11 protein-coding genes and 1 pseudogene are annotated in these 13,909 nt (G+C 45.1%); all 12 read left to right on the top strand.

Going from position 1 to position 13,909, the window contains the following annotated elements; genetic code table 11:
- The first annotated feature begins 11 nt into the window (after positions 1-11).
- The 12 genes and pseudogenes from M1403_01190 (at position 12) to M1403_01135 (ending at position 13,909) form a co-directional block, all read left to right on the top strand.
- Positions 12-872: a glycosyltransferase family 2 protein gene (locus M1403_01190; protein MCL4397621.1), complete on the top strand. Its 861-nt coding sequence runs from the start codon at positions 12-14 to the stop codon at positions 870-872.
- On the top strand, positions 869-2,146 hold the full coding sequence (locus tag M1403_01185; GenBank protein MCL4397620.1) for a glycosyltransferase family 39 protein: 1,278 nt from the start codon (positions 869-871) through the stop codon (positions 2,144-2,146). The genes M1403_01190 and M1403_01185 overlap by 4 nt, the downstream gene beginning before the upstream one ends.
- A complete protein-coding gene (locus tag M1403_01180) occupies positions 2,143-3,183 on the top strand; it encodes a glycosyltransferase family 4 protein (GenBank protein MCL4397619.1) in 1,041 nt (346 codons plus the stop codon). Before M1403_01185 ends, M1403_01180 begins: the two co-directional genes overlap by 4 nt.
- The gene (locus tag M1403_01175) at positions 3,167-4,267 is read left to right on the top strand and encodes a hypothetical protein (GenBank protein ID MCL4397618.1); all 1,101 of its coding nucleotides are present in this window, start codon (positions 3,167-3,169) and stop codon (positions 4,265-4,267) included. Before M1403_01180 ends, M1403_01175 begins: the two co-directional genes overlap by 17 nt.
- Positions 4,268-4,286: 19 nt before the next feature.
- Positions 4,287-5,360, top strand: coding sequence for a glycosyltransferase family 4 protein (locus M1403_01170; protein ID MCL4397617.1), 1,074 nt, complete (start codon positions 4,287-4,289; stop codon positions 5,358-5,360).
- 373 nt (positions 5,361-5,733) lie between these two features.
- A pseudogene (locus M1403_01165) lies at positions 5,734-5,949 on the top strand (acyltransferase).
- A 5-nt stretch (positions 5,950-5,954) separates the two neighbouring features.
- Positions 5,955-9,056: a glycosyltransferase family 39 protein gene (locus tag M1403_01160; GenBank protein MCL4397616.1), complete on the top strand. Its 3,102-nt coding sequence runs from the start codon at positions 5,955-5,957 to the stop codon at positions 9,054-9,056.
- 3 nt (positions 9,057-9,059) lie between these two features.
- Positions 9,060-10,253, top strand: a complete 1,194-nt coding sequence (locus M1403_01155; GenBank protein ID MCL4397615.1) for a glycosyltransferase family 4 protein — start codon at positions 9,060-9,062, stop codon at positions 10,251-10,253.
- The gene (locus M1403_01150; protein ID MCL4397614.1) at positions 10,228-11,127 is read left to right on the top strand and encodes a glycosyltransferase family 2 protein; all 900 of its coding nucleotides are present in this window, start codon (positions 10,228-10,230) and stop codon (positions 11,125-11,127) included. Before M1403_01155 ends, M1403_01150 begins: the two co-directional genes overlap by 26 nt.
- A complete protein-coding gene (locus tag M1403_01145; GenBank protein MCL4397613.1) occupies positions 11,127-12,206 on the top strand; it encodes a glycosyltransferase family 4 protein in 1,080 nt (359 codons plus the stop codon). Before M1403_01150 ends, M1403_01145 begins: the two co-directional genes overlap by 1 nt.
- A complete protein-coding gene (locus M1403_01140; GenBank protein ID MCL4397612.1) occupies positions 12,172-13,287 on the top strand; it encodes a glycosyltransferase in 1,116 nt (371 codons plus the stop codon). Before M1403_01145 ends, M1403_01140 begins: the two co-directional genes overlap by 35 nt.
- Positions 13,271-13,909, top strand: coding sequence for a sugar transferase (locus tag M1403_01135; protein ID MCL4397611.1), 639 nt, complete (start codon positions 13,271-13,273; stop codon positions 13,907-13,909). Before M1403_01140 ends, M1403_01135 begins: the two co-directional genes overlap by 17 nt.

Raw genomic sequence — 13,909 nt, 5'->3', positions numbered from 1 at the left:
AATCTAGATAGATGACAGTATCGGTTATTATACCAATATTTAATGAGGAAGAGGTTATCGGAAATTGCCTGGCCAGCCTTGCCAAGCAAACCATCCCTTTGGAAATAATTGTTGTCGATGATGGCTCTACGGATGGCTCAGTAAAATACGCAACCTACAAACAAAGCCACAAGGGACCGGGAGCGGCCAGAAATTTTGGGGCCAGCAAAGCAAAAGGAGATATTCTGGTTTTTGTAGACGCGGATATGGAGTTTGCGCCGGATTTCGTGGAAAAGCTGATCGCTCCGATAGTGAGCGGGAAGGCTATCGGGACATACAGTGAAGATGAATATCTTCTTAATAAAGATAAACCCTTGGCCAGGTATTGGAATCTGAACTTTGGTCGAAGCGTCGATAAAATGGATCCGCGGGGATATGCTGCAAAAGCCACTGGTTTATATAAATTCGGGAAAACTTTACTGGAGAAACTGGAAGGCGAAAAGGCCGATGAAGAAAGGAACAAAGTTTTTCGCGCGATTCTTAGGGAAAAATTTCTTTCCATGGGCGGTTTTGATACCAATGTCGGCTATACGGATGACTGGACTATTGCGGAAAAACTGAACGCGTATCCGGTAGCTGCCAAAGGCGCTGTTTATTATCACCGAAGCCCGGATACTTTGCCAGAGATTTGGAAACAGGCCCGGTGGTTCGGAAAAAATGAATTTTTGACAAAGAACATAATCCGCCGGATTTACAACCTTTTCCGCTATTGTCCCTTTTGGGCGGTTCTTAAATTACCCGACTGGCAGTTTTTTATTTTTAAACTTGTTTTTAACGGCGCTGTTGAAACCAGCGTCCTGCTGTCATTTTTTGGAGAAAAAAAATACAAGTGATTTACGTTATTTTACTACTGGGATTTGCTGTCCGGCTGATCAACCTGAACCAGTCGCTTTGGCTGGATGAGGCGATAACCCTTCAGGCGATTAAAAGCAATACGTTTGGCGAGTTGGTTTCAAAATTTGCTCCCGGCGATTTCCATCCACCGCTGTACTATTTGTTCCTGAAATGGTGGGACGGAATATTTGGTTACAGCGAAATTGCCAGCCGAATTCCATCGGTTTTGTTTGGAATAGTGACGGTGTTTCTGGTATTCAAAATCGGCGAGAAACTCTTTTCCCGTCGGGCGGGGATTTTGGCGGCATTATTTTTAGCCGTTAATCCCCTCGCGGTTTATTATTCCCAAGAAGCCCGGATGTATTCTTTGGCGATGATGCTGGTGGCGTCGGCTATCTACTTTTTACTGGAGAAAAAGTGGCTGGCATTTGCTGCCGCTGTGGTTTTATCTTTGTACACGGATTATCTTCCGGCCTTGATGCTGCCGGTATATTTTTTCATTACCCGCTATAAAAAAACTTTTCTGAAATATTTTTCCGTCATCATTTTGTTCATGCTGCCGGCTGTCCCCCTTCTACTTAACCAATTGGGCAACGGGCTAAGCGCGGCAGGGACTTCCTGGGGCGATACTTTGGGTCGGACAAATTTAAAAACCTTGGCCTTACTGCCGGTAAAATTTATTTTTGGCCGGGTGAGTGTCGAGAATAAATATCTCTATGGTCTAATCACCGGCGGTGTGGGAATAGGTTATTTCTTGACACTTGCCAGAAATCAGGAAAAAAGACTTTGGCTGTGGTTTTTGACTCCGCTGTTTTTAGCCGCTGTAATTTCTTTTAAGGTTCCTGTCTTTACATATTTCCGATTCCTATTTGTTTTGCCCGCTTTTGTTCTGTTGCTTTCCAGAGCGGGAAAGATCGCTGCCGGATTAGTCGTTATTGTCAGTCTTTTAAGTTTGGTCTATTTCAACTTTAATCCCAAATTCTGGCGGGAGGACTGGCGATCGGCAGCGCAGTATGCGGATACTATTAATAGTAGGGTCGTTATGCCCAACCTGGCTCAATCCGCCCCGCTTCTTTACTACAAACCGGATTTGCAAATTATGGACCAATCTAATTTTAATCTAAACGGCGCCCAGACGGTCTATTTGGTTCGTTATGTCCAAGAAATTTTCGATCCAAAGGATCTGGAAAGGCAAATAATTGAGGCTAACGGGTATAAACTGGTAGAGCAAAAAAGTTTTAATAATCTGTTAATCTGGAAATACTCTTTATGAAAGTCGGAATAGATATCAGCCAAATGGCGTTTCCCGGAACGGGGGTGGGGATTTATACCCGAAACCTCGTAACGAGCCTGTTAAAGACAAATAATGATTTAGTTTTGTTTGGAGCAAGTCTTCGCAAGCAGAAAGAATTTAAAGTTTTTCCGCAAACAAAAGTTTTTCCGATCCCGCCGACACTGCTAGAAATATTATGGAACCAACTGCACACGCTGCCGGTGGAAAGTTTAATCGGAAAGGTCGACGTTTTTCATTCTTCTGATTGGACTCAACCACCGACGACGGCCAAGAAAATTACGACAATTCATGACCTGGTCGTTTATAAATATCCGCAATCATCACATCCAAAAATAGTCGCCGCGCAAAAAAGAAGACTCGAATGGGTGAAAAAGGAAGTGGATGCGGTTATTGCTATCTCCCAGTCGACCAAAAAAGATATTGTGAAAACTCTCAATATTCCGCAGGAGAAAATTAAAGTAATTTACGAAGCTACAACGATGAAGAAGGGGCAAGTCAAAAAAAGCGAGCGGCCTTATATTTTAGCCGTCGGAACCAGAGAACCACGTAAGAACCTGGGCCGGCTAATCCAGGCTTATCAACTCTTAAAAACTAAGGATGTCGATCTCGTAATTGCCGGAAAATATGGTTGGGGCGAGAAAGAAGAAACAGTAAACGGCGTCAAACTTTTAGGATATGTCCCCAACGATCAGCTGGCTGACTTGTACACTAACGCCGCGGTGTTTGTGTACCCGAGCCTTTATGAAGGGTTCGGAATTCCGATATTAGAAGCCTTCAATTGCGATTGTCCGGTAATTACCAGCAATGTTTCCAGCATGCCCGAAGTGGGCGGCGACGCGGCTATTTATATTGACCCTCTCGATGCAAACGATCTTGCGGAAAAGATTGAGACGGTATTGGAAATGAACAAATCTAAAAAAGATGCCCTTATTAAGAAGGGCCGCGGCCAGGCCAGTAAGTTCTCTTGGGAAGAGACCGCCCGGCAAACGGCAAAAGCCTATGAAACACTTTCTTAACCAGTGGGAAGTCTATTTGCTTAGTGGCATTATCCTTTTGTCGGCCTTTGTTTACCGGGACTCTTTTAACGCCCGTTTTTTTCAGGATGACCGGATTGCCATGGACATGGCCGGCTCCGGCAACTGGTTGGCCACCGTTCCGGATGTTTATCATTACCGGCCGGTAAGCATCCAGCTTTTTTATGGTCTCTCTCGCAACTTATTTGGTCTAAATCCGATTGGTTATCATCTTGCTGAATTTGCCGCGTATAGTTTGACGGTGGTCGTCGTTTATTTGCTCCTTAAAAAGATTCTAAAAAGTCGCGAAAAAGCCATGACGGGAACGTTTGTCTATGCTCTAAACGTTTCACTTTTTGGGAACTTTTTTTGGATTGCGACCTCGTATTTCAGTTTAGGTGCCCTGTTTTATTTTCTGGCTGCATATCTCTATTTGAAACCCGGAATTGCCGCAACTGTGGCGACATTTCTGGTAACGATTTTAGCGATCTTTTCAAATGAGCTGGCATTGACCCTACCCTTTATTTTCCTGGTCCTGAGCTGGCATTTCGGTTCCTGGTCGAAAAGACTTGTTGGCAGTTTTGTTCTGGCCGGGTTCTATTTTGTGGCCAAACTGAAGATTATTGGGTTGCCGCGGGTTTCAGATTATAGTTATTCCTTAAGTGGCCGGGTGTTGGTGACAGCCAGATGGTATCTTTTCCGCGGGCTAAATTTGCCTGAGGGTGTTCGGTTCGAAGCTGGCAATGTCATTCTCTGGCTATTTTTGGTCCTGATTTTCCTGATGACAATCGGCTTAATGCGTTATTTTTCGCTCAGACAGCCGCACGCGAGAATTCTCCTCTTATCCGGGGTCTGGTTTATAGTTGCGGCTGCGCCGTTTTATTTTTTGCCCAATCACATGTCGTCCTATTATCTGACGATGGCACTTTTTGGTCCGGCGCTTTTTGTGGGAGAAATAGTTAGCGAAAGTTGGCTGAGAGCCACGGTTCTGCCGGTATACTTATGGTTGACAATTGTTGGACTGGAATTCTTGTCTCGAACCCACTGGATAATTCTGAAAAATACCGGTCCGATTGGAAAGTTTTAAGTTGTAGAATTAAAGAAATATGACTATTGGCATAAACGGCAACGAAGCCAATGTCTCCCACCGGGTCGGGGTGGGGCAGTATGCTTACGAACTGCTTAAGCAGTTCGTAAAATTCCAAACTCCAAGCACCAAATTCCAAGTGTATTTAGAAAATCCGCCCTTGCCGGAGATGCCGGATTTGCCTTATGAGGTTTTTGGGCCCAAAAACCTCTGGACGCTGACGGGTTTACAAAAGAGGTTACTAGCTAATCCTCCGGATGTTCTCTTTACTCCGACACACTATGCCCCGCTATATCTATCGTGTCCGTCAGTGATTTCCGTGATGGACCTGGCTTTTGAAAAATTCCCCCAGTACTTCAAGAAAAAAGATTTGTACCAACTTAAGTACTGGACGCGGCTTTCGGCGATGCAGGCTAAAAAAGTTATCGCCATTTCCGAAGCGACCAAAGGCGACCTTGTCCAGCTTTACCACCTGCCGCCGGAGAAAATTGTGGTTACCCATCTAGGGTATGATCAGGCTCGCTTTAATGAAAAAGTAAAACCGGCCAGGAAGGATAAGTATTTTTTCTATCTGGGAACTCTTCAGCCGCGCAAAAACCTGGTCCGCTTAATTGAAGCTTTTGGTCAGCTGGAAGATAAGGATATTAAACTGGTGATCGGCGGCATGAAAAACGAAGGCCGAGGCGGGTGGATGTATCAGGATGTCTTCGAAATAGCCAGCAAGCTCGGTGATAGAGTGGAATTCACAGGATATATTCCTGATACCGAAGTGGCTGGTTTGATGAAAGGGGCGGCTGCTTATGTCCTACCTAGCTTGTATGAAGGCTTTGGTATTCCGGCGGTGGAAGCAATGGCGACAGGGGTTCCGGTGGTGGTTTCCCGAGTGTCTTCGCTTCCGGAAGTGTGCGGAGAGTGTACCATTTATATCGAGAATCCATATGAGGTTGAAAGTATCCGCTCGGCCTTGGAGAAAGTTCTGGAAATGGGCGATTCTGAGCGCAAAAACCAGATCAAAGCTGGTTTAAAACTGGTAAAACGGTATAATTGGGAAGACACAGCAAAACAAACGCTGGAAGTGCTTAAAAATGTTTAAAGACAAATACGGAAAAAACTTAAGTTTTAGCCAGGCTTGGCCGAAGATTGTGACCCGCTTCTACAATTATTGTCTGGATTTTGAGCTGATGGTTTTAAATTGTGTCGGTCAGGTTCCTTGCAGGTTTGTTCGGCATTTCTTCTATGCTCTGGCCGGCATAAAAATCGGCGAAGGGAGCACCATTCATACCTGGGCCAGATTCTTCCAACCAAAAAATATCACTATTGGGCAAGATTCAATTGTTGGCGATCATGCTTTTCTTGACGGTCGGGACAAACTAACTGTTGGCAATCATACCGATATCGCTTCCCAGGTAATGATTTACAACTCTGAGCATGATACTACTTCCGAGGGCTTTGACCCAATCGAAGCGCCTGTCGAAATCGGCGATTATGTTTTTATCGGCCCGCGCGTCATTATTTTGCCTGGAGTTAAAGTGGGTAACGGAGCGATAATTGCTGCCGGAGCTGTGGTGACCAAAGATGTGCCGGAACTGACTGTTGTCGGAGGGGTGCCGGCTGTTAAAATAGGAGAGCGAAAAAATAAAGACTTACACTACAAACTGGGCCGGGCCCGCTTATTTCAATAAATAAAATGATAGCCAAATGGCTGCATTGGCTGGACAATAATATTCTGGCGGTTTTAGCCGGATTCTTGCTGGTTTTTATTCCTCTTTACCCGAAGTGGCCGCTGTTTGACATTTTGTACGGTTACAATGTTCGAGTCAGGCTTGAAGATTTCTTTGTGGCGGCGACCATTGTGATTTTTCTGCTCTGGATATTGCGCCGGAAAATCAAACTTGTTTTTAACGCCGTTTCACTTGGGCTGATCGGATATTTAGTCATCGGATTGCTCTCGGTAATCACGGCAATATTTATTATCCAGACGGTCCCCTTGCAATATCTTTTTGCCGGAAAAACCTTCCTGCACTGGCTGCGCCGGGCCGAGTACTTTTCCTTATTTTTCGTTTTCTTTGCTTCAATAAGATCTATGAAGGCGCTGAAAATATACCTGGGACTATTTTTTCTGACCCTGTTGGGCGTGATTATCTATGGCTACGGACAAAAATATCTGTATTGGCCGGCTTTCTCCACAATGAATCGGGAATTTGCCAAAGGCTGGTGGTTATATCTCACGGCTCACGCCCGGGTTCTTTCGACTTTCGGCGGGCACTACGACCTGGCCGGGTATCTGGTGATTGCCCTGACGCTTTGCTGGAGTTTCCTTTTTGGTTTAAAGAATAAGCTGGCAAAATTGGGGATTGTCTTGCTTCTGGCCGGAGGTTTTTGGCTGTTAATTCTTACGGCTTCGCGGATTTCCTTTGCTGGATATATGCTGGGGCTGTCGGTGGTTATCTTTCTTTGGACCTTTAAAAAAGGGTTGGGTTGGGGGGTAAGCCGTTGGGCAGCGGCGGCATTTTTAAGTATCTTATTAATGCTCTCGTTCGGAGACCTGTCTTCAAGATTTCTGACTCTTTTTAAGTTTGCTGACAGGTTCTCTGCTGTGCGGGAAATTTTGTTAAGGCCTGCCGGCAATGCCCCGACCCAAAACGCCACGTTTTTGGAAAATAATATCGCGGCGGTAACGACTCCTTCTGACCAGCCGCCAACACCAATGAAGCCCAGTGATGTCACCGGAAACGAAATCCCCCTTTTAATGCCGAAAAAGACTGCCAGTGGAGCTACGGTTTTAGTGCCGACACAAAGGACTTATTCACAAAACGCTTTAATGTTCGACTTGTCTACCGGTATCAGGTTTGATACGACCTGGCCCCGGGCGATTGCCGGTTTTGAGATGGATCCGCTTTTGGGAAAAGGCTATGCAACCCTTAGCCAGGCAAACAAATATGACTATACTGAAGGAGAATCGACGGACAATGACTATCTGCGGGCTTTGGGAGAAACCGGATTCTTAGGTTTCGCGGCCTTTTTTGGAACTTTATTAGTGATGGCCTGGATCGCATTTCGCAGCCTTGGAGGGATACGGGATCCGCTCTTATATTCGCTGGTTGCCGGCTTCATCGGCCTGATCGGCGGGCTTTTGGTAAACGCTACTATGATCGATATTTTCGAATCCAGTAAGGTTGCTTATGTCTTCTGGGGGGTGTCCGGGATGACTCTTGGGTCACTTTATTTAACCCGGGAAAAAATTAAGACGAATATGGAACCGCTACGAATTGAATTTTCTTTCAAAAATTTCCTCGCCCGGGTGAAAAAGTTTCTGTTGTCCGATTTTCTCTGGGTGGCGGTTATCGCAGTTGTTGCGTTGTCGATCCGGACTTACAAAATTAATTCGCCGATTGCCGACTGGCATTCCTGGCGCCAGGCGGATACTTCGGCCGTGACCCGGGATTTCTTGCGCAACAAAACCATTAATTGGCTGTATCCGACATACGACGACCTTTCTTCCATGGCTTCGGGAAAACCCAATCCGCTGGGTATAAGATTTGTGGAGTTCCCCATATATAATGCCGCGTCACTTTTTGTTGACCGGATACTAGCCGACTGGACCGTAGAGGCGGCTGGGCGGCTTACCTCAGCTTTGGCGACGGCAATTGGAGCAGTATTTATTTTTCTGCTCTGTCGGCGGTTTTTGTCCCGGCGGATCGCCTACCTGGCCGCCGGTCTATTTGCCGTTTTACCGTACAATATCTATTTCGGCAGGACCGTTTTGCCTGATCCTTCGATGGTAGCCGCCTCGCTTGGGGCCTTGTGGTTTGCCAGTTCCTATGTTTTCTCCCAAAGGAAAAGATATCTTGTTCTGGCTCTGATTTTGGCGATTGTCGCCTTGCTAATTAAACCTTATGCAGCTTTTCTGTTGATTCCCTTGGCCTACTTTTGGTTAGTGGGATTCGGCTTAAACTGGCGACAATGGGCGATTTTAGGTCTTTTCGGGATCATTTCATTGGTGCCATTACTTCTCTGGCGCTGGTGGATGCAGCAGTATCCGGCTGGCATACCGGCCAACGACTGGCTGCTTAACGGTGACGGGATCAGATTTAAAGGAGCTTTCTGGTATTGGATCTTTGCTGACCGGATCGGACGGGAAATTTTGGGATACTGGGGGTTGATCTTACTTGGTCTTGGGTTGGTAAGAAATACCGCCGGCAAGTACAAATATTTCCCTCTGGTTTTGTTTGCCGGCAGTCTTTTATATTTAACTATTTTTGCGACTGGCAATGTCCGGCATGATTACTACCAGATTTTAATTATCCCCTCGCTGGTAATTTTGGCTGCCATGGGACTGGACTTTCTGCTATCACAAAATTTCCGGAGCAAAATTCTGGCAGTCATTACTGTTTTGTTCATGCTGGCTTTCGGCTGGTACTTTATCAAAGACTATTACAACATCAATCATCCGGAAATTGTCGAAGCCGGGCAGAGAGTTCGGGAGCTGACGGATTGGCGGGCCAAAGTAATTGCGCCCTATGACGGCGATACCGCCTTTCTTTACCAAACTGACCGCAAAGGTTGGCCGATCATGGACGGGAGCCTTGATAAATTGATAAATGAAGGAGCACAGTATTATGTCAGCGTTAATTTGGACGACCAGACTAAAAAGATCATGGCTGACGCGTGGCCGGTTTGGGAAATCAAACCCGTCACCAATAAAAAGTTCTACCCTTACAAGCTTCTGGCTCAAACGGACAAGTATGTAATTATCCAGCTGGTCCCCGACAGCGAGCTTCCCAAGTAAGTTATGAAAATTTTGATGTTTACGCCATACGTGCCGTATCCACCAAATTCTGGTGGCCAGACGAGAACTTTCAATCTAATTAAGAATCTTTCCCGAAAACATGAAATCACTTCGTTTTCTTTTTTGCGGACAGATCAACCGGAACCGGATTTAACCCAATTGCGAAAATATTGCCGTAAAGTGGAAATCTTTGGCCGGAAAAAAGCCTGGGCTTCGCCGGAAAAGCTTTTGGTAACCGCGGTATCCCCTTATCCCTATTTGGTGAACATGTATCGTAGCGGCCGGGTGACTGAGGCGATTTCCGCCGAACTGGCAAAGGAAAAGTATGATCTAATCCATGTGGAAACTTATTACATTATGCCCAACATTGCCTCCACTACGGTTCCGGTTCTTCTTGCCGAGCAGACGATTGAATATCTTGTCTACCAACATTTCACGCAAACTTCCCGGCTTTGGCCGGTAAAACCGTTGTTGTATGTCGATGTCGCTAAACATAAATATTGGGAAAAATATTTTTGGCAAAAGGCTAAAAAAGTAGTGGCCATGTCGGAAGCGGACAAGGAAAAAATGAAAGAACTGGCGCCGGGACTGGATGTTGGTATTGTTCCTAACGGCGTGGACATGGATTTCTTCACTAAAAAAATCCTTAACGGTAAATCAACGGGCACAAAATTCCTGTTTGTAGGAAATTTTAACTGGTTACAGAACCGGGAGGCGGTGGAAATTCTGGTAAGAGAAATCTGGCCCGAAATAAAAAAGAAGCTTCCCGAGGCAACCTTGTGGATTGTGGGACGAAGTCCCACGGAAGCCATTAAAAATCTGGCTGGTGACAGCATTGTCGTATCCGACGATGTCGAAGACATAAGGACAGCTTATCAGGGCTCAGCAGTTCTTCTGGCACCGCTTTTTGGCGGCGGGGGGACCAGATACAAAATTCTGGAAGCGATGGCCTCAGATTTGCCGGTGGTCTCCACGGAAATCGGCATTGAAGGGATTGGGGCGATTGACCGGAAGCATGCCCTGATTAGTAATAACAAAAATGAACTGGCAAAACTGGCGGTAGAAGCAGTGCTGAATAAACCTCTGGCAAAAAGTCTGTCCACCAACGCTAAAAAGTTAGTGGCTGATAATTATGACTGGGGAAAAATTTCTACCAGTCTGGAAAAAATCTATGAAGAAACTGCCGGCAAAAGTTAAATTGTCAATTATTATTCTCAACTACAATACTGAAGCGTTGTTGCGGCAGTGCTTGGCTTCCATACCCTCGCGTCCGGACTATCAGGTGATAGTGATCGATAACGCCAGTACGGACAACTCAGTAATAATGGTTCAGAAAGAGTTTCCGGAAGTGGAGTTAATAAAAAACAAAGAAAATTGCGGATTCACACGAGGTAATAATTGCGCTAGGGAAAAGGCAAAAGGGGAGTATGTTCTGTTTCTTAATTCCGACACGCAAGTATACCCCGGAACTCTGGAGCGAATGGTTCAGTTTATGGACTATACTCTTGATGCCGGCATTTCCACCTGCCTGACGCTATTACCCAACGGTGGTCAATACTATGCTTCTCACCGGGGGTTTCCCACACCTTGGAACTCATTAGCCTATTTTACAGGCCTGGCAAAACTGTTTCCCAAAAGCAAAATGTTTTCCGGCTATACGGCTACCTATTTACCTTTAGACAAAGTTCATGAGGTTGATGCCGTGTCCGGGACATTTTTACTAATTCGAAAGAAATTATTAGACAAGATTGGTTGGTTTGACGAGGATTATTTTTCCTATGGCGAAGATATCGAGATGTGCTACCGGGTAAAGGAGCTGGGCTACAAAGTTTATTTTGTTCCGGATGTTAAAATTATGCACTATTGGGGAGCCAGTTCGGGTTTAAAATCTACTTCAAAATCCGTAGCCAAAGTTGATCCTGACAATCAGGCAAGGTGGAACCAAGCCCGTTATGACGCGATGCGCATTTTTTACGATAAACATTATCGCAAAAAGTACCCAGAACTGTTTCGCAGCGCGGTGCTTGGCGGAATCGGTTTGGTCAATTATTTACGGCGGGGGAGGGACTAATGAGGATCGGCATTGACGCCCGGCTGTGGAACGAAACTGGTGTTGGTCGCTACATTCGTTCAATTTTTAAATATCTTCCTGAAATCGATAAAGAAAACGAATATGTCTGGTTTTTTTCCAAAAAAGAATTCGAGGCGGTTGAAATGCCCAGCCCGAAATGGAAAAAAGTTCTGGCGGATGTCCACTGGCATACGCTAAGAGAGCAGCTGCTTCTTCCCTGGATATTCTCCCGGGAAAAATTGGATCTGTTACATTTCCCCTATTTTTCCTTCCCGATTCTTTATCCCGGCAAATTTGTCATTACTATTCACGACTTGATATTTGATCACTATAAAACCGGCAAATGGTCGACGCTGCCCGGTTGGTTGTATGTCATTAAAAAAACCGGTTACCATCTGGTTAATTGGGTTAGTGTCTTCCGGGCGGAAAGGATTTTTACCCTGTCCAATGACGCTAAAAGTGAGATAGTAAAACATTACAAGGCTGATCCCGATAAGATTTCCGTGATTTATGAATCAGGAGCTTTGGAAGGCACTTCAAAGCCCGGCAAACCATTAACGGTCAAACCCTATCTCCTGTATGTGGGCAATGCCCATCCGCATAAGAATGTTGAGACCTTGATCAAAGCTGCGGAAATTTTAAAAATGAAACTTGTTCTGGTAGGGAATGATAAATTTTTCTATCCCCGGCTACCAAAATCAAAATATGTCGAAGTTATTGGTGAAGTGCCCAATAGCCGGCTAGCTGACTGGTATCGCCACGCCTCAGCTTTTGTCACCTCTTCGAAAATGGAAGGCTTTGGCATCCCTCCATTGGAAGCCATGAGTGTTGGCTGCCCGGCAATCGTTTCGGATATTCCTGTGTTTCATGAAGTGTATGGCGACGCAGCGGTCTACTTTAATCAAAATGATCCTAAAGATATTGCCAGAGTAATAAAGGAGACACTAAAGGATAAGGAAAAATTGAAAGAACTAACAGATCGTGGATATAAAAGAGCCAAATCATATAGTTGGGAACGCTGCGTAAAGGAAACTCGTAAAATTTATGAAAGTAGCTCTAGTTTACGATCGGATAAATAAGTTTGGCGGGGCAGAGAGATTACTTTTGGCCCTGCATGAGATTTGGCCAGAGGCTCCGCTCTATACCTCTGTCTATGATAAGAGATTGACGCCATGGGCTGATAGCTTTGATGTGAGGACATCTTTTCTTCAAAAATTACCGCTTCCTAAAAATGCACACGAAATGTACCCATATTTAATGGGTTTAGCCTTTGAAAGCTTCAATTTTGATAAATATGATTTGGTAATTTCCGTCACTCATGAATTTGCAAAGGCGATCATTACTAAGCCCGAAACTTTCCATCTTTGCTACTGCCTGAACCCGGTCGGTTATCTTTGGGATAGTCATGACGATTATTTTTCTGCCAAGCCGGGTTGGTTTCGGGCCGTCAGTAATCCGTTAGTGAAGTATTTGCGCTGGTACGACAGGATTGTGGCTGCCAGGCCGGACCAGTACTTGACTATTTCTCGGGCAGTACAGGAAAGGATAAAACGAATCTACAATCGGGAGAGCGAAGTAATCTATCCACCAGTAGAAATCCCAAATCCCAAATCCCAAATCCCAAGCAAATCTCAAGCCTCAAACGCCGGGGAATATTATTTAATTGTTTCGCGGTTGGCGCCGCAAAAAAGGCTGGATATTGCCGTTAGCGCGTTTAACCAGCTGGGGTTGCCGCTAAAAATAATCGGGACAGGGAAAGAAGAAAACAGATTGAAGGGGAGGGCAAAAAAGAATATAGAGTTTTTGGGCTATTTGACAGACGAAGAGCTGAACCGGTATTATGAAAACTGCCGGGCGGTCGTAATTCCCGGAGAAGAGGATTTTAACATTGTCGCGGTGGAGGCCCAGGCCCATGGTAAACCGGTAATTGCATATAAAAAAGGAGGGGTGACGGAAACGGTAGTTGAAGGGAAAACCGGCTGGTTTTTTGACGAGCCGAAACCGGAGAGCTTGGCCGCGAAAATCCGAGAAATTAGAGAAGTAAGAGTAATCAGAGAAGATTGCAATACTAACGCACAGAGGTTTTCGAAAGAAAGGTTTAAAAAAGAATTTAAGGAAACTGCCGAAAGAAAATATCGCGAATATGTACGACATTCTTAAAAGAACCACGGATATTCTGTCGGCACTGTTTGTAATTACCCTGTTTTCTCCTTTACTTCTTCTAATTGCCTTGGCAATTAAATTAGACTCGCCAGGTCCATGTATTTATAAACAGAGGCGAGTGGGCAAGGACGGAAAAATATTTTTTATCTGGAAATTCCGATCTATGTTTGACAATGTTGACAAGATGCTGGCCAAAGATAGAGAGTTCATGAAGAATTTTAAGAAAAAAGAGGGTTGGAAACTCCCGGCGAACCAGGATCCCAGGATTACCAGAGTGGGAAGATTTATTAGAAAATATAGCCTCGACGAATTACCTAATCTTTGGAATATTCTTGCGGGCGACATGAGTATGGTTGGTCCGAGAGCATATCGAAATGATGATATTTTTGGTGATGAAATTGCTCAGCAACTAAAATTCTTTCCAGGCTTAAAAAAGGAATTGGATGTAGCGCTTTCGGTAAAACCGGGGCTCACTGGTCCTTGGCAAACAAGCGGTCGTAATGCCATTTCTTGGGATCGACGGGTAGCTCTTGACGCTGCGTATGCCCGTAACAAATCTATCTGGAGAGACTTTGTGATCGTTTTAAAAACCCCCTTGGCAATGTTTAACAAATGGTGA

It is taken from the genome of Patescibacteria group bacterium, assembly GCA_023380635.1.
In the GTDB taxonomy this organism is placed as follows: Bacteria; Patescibacteriota; Microgenomatia; order JAMCZE01; family JAMCZE01; genus JAMCRP01.
The sequence above is the reverse complement of the archived record's forward strand: the minus strand, read 5'-3'. Positions and strand labels throughout refer to the sequence as shown.

Coding starts and splice junctions, on each gene's coding strand:
- M1403_01155 (MCL4397615.1), top strand. CDS start 9,060: ATGAAAATTTTGATGTTTACGCCATACGTGCCGTATCCACCAAATTCT.
- M1403_01175 (MCL4397618.1), top strand. CDS start 3,167: ATGAAACACTTTCTTAACCAGTGGGAAGTCTATTTGCTTAGTGGCATT.
- M1403_01180 (MCL4397619.1), top strand. CDS start 2,143: ATGAAAGTCGGAATAGATATCAGCCAAATGGCGTTTCCCGGAACGGGG.
- M1403_01140 (MCL4397612.1), top strand. CDS start 12,172: ATGAAAGTAGCTCTAGTTTACGATCGGATAAATAAGTTTGGCGGGGCA.
- M1403_01135 (MCL4397611.1), top strand. CDS start 13,271: ATGTACGACATTCTTAAAAGAACCACGGATATTCTGTCGGCACTGTTT.
- M1403_01160 (MCL4397616.1), top strand. CDS start 5,955: ATGATAGCCAAATGGCTGCATTGGCTGGACAATAATATTCTGGCGGTT.
- M1403_01145 (MCL4397613.1), top strand. CDS start 11,127: ATGAGGATCGGCATTGACGCCCGGCTGTGGAACGAAACTGGTGTTGGT.
- M1403_01170 (MCL4397617.1), top strand. CDS start 4,287: ATGACTATTGGCATAAACGGCAACGAAGCCAATGTCTCCCACCGGGTC.
- M1403_01190 (MCL4397621.1), top strand. CDS start 12: ATGACAGTATCGGTTATTATACCAATATTTAATGAGGAAGAGGTTATC.
- M1403_01150 (MCL4397614.1), top strand. CDS start 10,228: ATGAAGAAACTGCCGGCAAAAGTTAAATTGTCAATTATTATTCTCAAC.